The organism is Synechococcus sp. GFB01, from assembly GCF_001039265.1.
GTDB lineage: Bacteria > Cyanobacteriota > Cyanobacteriia > PCC-6307 > Cyanobiaceae > NIES-981.
The window spans coordinates 1-2,990 of the sequence record NZ_LFEK01000107.1 but is presented as its reverse complement, the minus strand read 5'-3'; the positions used below and the strand labels follow the sequence as shown (position 1 = coordinate 2,990).

The window sequence follows — 2,990 nt, the reverse complement described above, 5'->3', positions numbered from 1 at the left end:
GGCTGGCTTTGGTGGCGGGGCGGGGGGTTGGCGTGGCCATGGGATCGGGATGGTGTGGGACGACGGATGGGATGGCGGTCTTCAGCCGTCGGGTTCCCAGAAATCGATGGTTCCGCCGATCGTGAGATCGGTGAAGGTGTCGGGATCACCGCAGGCGAAGCGGGCGGCGGAGCCGGATGCGGTGAACACCCAGTTGCCGGGGGATGCGCCCACGGGATCCACGGCCACGCTGAGCTTCCCCTTGGCGGTGCGCAGCACCCTGAGGTTCCAGTGCTTCAGACCGCCCACCCGCTGGGTGCACACGATCGAGCCGGTGACCTGCATGATCTCCATTACTTGGATCCCCCTGCCGGGGGTGGCGGCGCCTGCTTGCCAGCATCCGGATCCCAGTGATCGATGATGCCAACGATCGTCAGATCGCTCGGATACGACTTGCTGCCGGCAGCTTCCCGGGCGGCGGAACTGCCCACGCAGATCACCCATCGCCGTCACAGCCAGCTCGACCAGCTGGCCGAGCGTGAACGGTGGCTGGCCCGCTTCGACCTGCCCGACTGGGTCGGCGGCCGCACCAGTATCACCAGTGCCGTGGGGCTGCTGCCCGGAGCCCTGATCGGCAGCGACATCCGCGCCTTCCTGGCCGGAGCGGCCGCGATGGACCGCGCCACCCGCGTGACCAGGCTGGAGAGCAATCCTGCTGCCCTGCTCGCAGCCGCCTGGTTTGCGGCCGGTGACGGCCGGGGCCGGCGGGACATGGTGCTGCTCCCCTATCGCGACTGTCTGGAGGTGTTCAGCCGCTACCTGCAGCAGCTGGTGATGGAGAGCCTCGGCAAGCGTCTCAACCGTCAGGGCGAGGTGGTGCACCAGGGCCTTGCCGTCTACGGCAACAAGGGCTCCACCGATCAGCACGCCTACGTGCAGCAGCTGCGCGATGGGATCGACAACTTCTTCGTGACCTTCATCGAGGTGCTCGATGATCCGGATGACCAGCTCACGCTCGCTGGAGAGAACCCCGGCGATGTGCTGGAGGGATTCCTGCAGGGCACCCGCTCCGCCCTGCTGGAGGGCGGCCGCCAGAGCCTCACGATCACGCTGCGCCGCTTCGATGAAGCGGCTCTCGGTGCCCTGATCGCTCTCTTCGAGCGGGCGGTCGGCCTCTACGCCGAGCTGATCGACGTCAATGCCTACGATCAGCCCGGGGTGGAGGCCGGCAAGCTGGCCGCCGCCGCGATCCTGGCCCTGCAGGCGCGTCTCGAGGAGCTCCTGGCCGATGGCCAGCCACGCGATCTGAGCACGCTGCAGGCTGAGCTCGGAGAGGGCAGTCCGGAGGCCGTCTTCTCGATCCTGCGGCACCTCTGTGCGAACAACCGGGGCTACAGCGCCAGCGGCTCCTGGGCCCGGCCGTCGGGCCTGGTCTTCCGCAGGGTCTGAGGGAGCCCTCTCAGGCTCCCGATCCCTGCTGCTGCAGCACCTGCAAGGCCAGGCGCAGCGTCTCGCGGTTGCCCTCCGCCTTGGCCCAGGCATCCAGCCACACATGCAGCGCCGCCACGGAGGGGTTCTCGAGGCCGTCACCGTTCAGCCGATGCAGATAGGCGCGCGCGTCAGCCAGCCAGCAGTCGGCGCCCCCGAACCCCTGCAGCTGGGGATCCAGGCAGGCCAGCAGGGTTTCCAGCTGGGATGCGCTCAGGGGTGGCAGCTGCGGACCCATGCGGGTTGGGCGGCGTCAGGGAACCAGGTTGACCAGCTTGCCTGGAACCACGATCACCCGGCTGGGCGGCTTGCCCTCCAGCCACCGGGCGGCGATGTCACTGGCGAGGGCGAGCCGTTCGAGCGTGCCCCGGTCGGCGTCGGCAGGCACCTCGAGGTTGCCCCGCACCTTGCCCTTCACCTGGATCACGAGCGGCACCGTGTCCCGCACCAGGGCAGTGGGATCGGCCGCAGGCCATCGCTGACGATGCACGCTCCCGGCTCCGCCGAGCCGGCTCCAGAGCTCCTCCGCCAGGTGAGGAGCGAACGGTGCCAGCAGCAGCAGCAGACTGGTGAGCGCTTCGAGGGCCACCATCTCGCCGGACTGCTCGAGATGCTCCGCCATCGCGTTGCTCAGCTTCATCAGCTCCGCCACGGCGGTGTTGAACTGCAGCTCTCCCTCCAGATCCTCGCCGATGGCGGCGATCGCCGTGTGCACGGCCCGGCGCAGTTCCCGCTCTGAGGGGCTCAGGGTCGGGGCGTCAGCAGCAGAAGTCCCGTTGCCATCGCGGCCGGCCAGGCTGATCCCGCGGGCCACGGCGCGGTCCACCAGGCGCCACAGGCGCTGCAGGAAGCGGTACTGCCCCTCCACGTCGGCGTCGTCCCATTCGAGATCCTTCTCGGGGGGAGCCTTGAACAGAATGAACATCCGTGCCGTGTCGGCGCCATAACGGTCGATCACCGCCGCCGGGTCGACACCGTTGTGCTTCGACTTCGACATCTTCTCGAAGAAGGTCTCGAGCACCTCGCCCGTGACAGGGTCGCGCGGGTCGGTGGGGTCGGCCACATCGGCGGGAGCGATGTAGCGACCGGTATGGGGGTTGCGGTAGGTGATGCCCTGCACCATTCCCTGCGTGAGCAGCCGCTCGAAGGGTTCATCGAATCCGAGCAGGCCGCGGTCGCGCAGCACCTTGGTGAAGAAACGGGCGTAGAGCAGGTGCAGGATGGCGTGCTCGATGCCACCCACGTACTGGTCCACCGGCAGCCAGGAGTCCACGGCGGCCCGGCTGAAGGGCAGCTGGGTGTTGTGGGGATCGCTGTAGCGCAGGAAATACCAGCTGGAGCACATGAAGGTATCCATCGTGTCGGTCTCACGCCGGGCCGGCTGCCCGCAGCAGGGGCAGGGCACCTTCAGCCAGGCTTCCAGCTTGGCCAGGGGTGAGCCGCCCCTGCCGGTGAAGGCCACGTCGCGCGGCAGCTCCGACGGGCAGCTGCTCGGCGGGCACGGGGACACGCCGCACTGCTCG

Annotated in this window: 2 protein-coding genes and 3 pseudogenes; 1 reads left to right on the top strand and 4 read right to left on the bottom strand. The window is 68.7% G+C overall.

Going from position 1 to position 2,990, the window contains the following annotated elements; genetic code table 11:
* Nucleotides 1–81 precede the first annotated feature (81 nt).
* Both SYNGFB01_RS10025 and SYNGFB01_RS15585 read right to left on the bottom strand, forming a co-directional pair.
* Complete coding sequence (locus SYNGFB01_RS10025) at nt 82–333, bottom strand: carboxysome peptide B (RefSeq protein WP_048017910.1); 252 nt, start codon at nt 331–333, stop codon at nt 82–84.
* A pseudogene (locus tag SYNGFB01_RS15585) lies at nt 333–482 on the bottom strand (EutN/CcmL family microcompartment protein); the annotation flags it as partial. The pseudogene SYNGFB01_RS15585 and the gene SYNGFB01_RS10025, both read right to left, overlap by 1 nt.
* A 10-nt stretch (nt 483–492) precedes the next feature.
* On the opposite strand from SYNGFB01_RS15585, the pseudogene pgi reads away from it, so the two are divergent.
* Nucleotides 493–1,428 (top strand): annotated as a pseudogene (gene pgi / locus SYNGFB01_RS10015) (glucose-6-phosphate isomerase); the annotation flags it as partial.
* A gap of 10 nt (nt 1,429–1,438) precedes the next feature.
* Here the strand turns inward: pgi and SYNGFB01_RS10010 are convergent.
* Entirely contained in the window at nt 1,439–1,705 is a 267-nt protein-coding gene (locus tag SYNGFB01_RS10010; RefSeq protein WP_048017909.1) for a hypothetical protein, read from the bottom strand.
* A gap of 15 nt (nt 1,706–1,720) precedes the next feature.
* A pseudogene (locus tag SYNGFB01_RS10005) lies at nt 1,721–2,990 on the bottom strand (class I tRNA ligase family protein); the annotation flags it as partial.

Bases quoted from the DNA above. Each gene is read 5' to 3' on its own strand.
- SYNGFB01_RS10025 (WP_048017910.1), bottom strand. From the start codon at position 333: ATGGAGATCATGCAGGTCACCGGCTCGATCGTGTGCACCCAGCGGGTG.
- SYNGFB01_RS10010 (WP_048017909.1), bottom strand. From the start codon at position 1,705: ATGGGTCCGCAGCTGCCACCCCTGAGCGCATCCCAGCTGGAAACCCTG.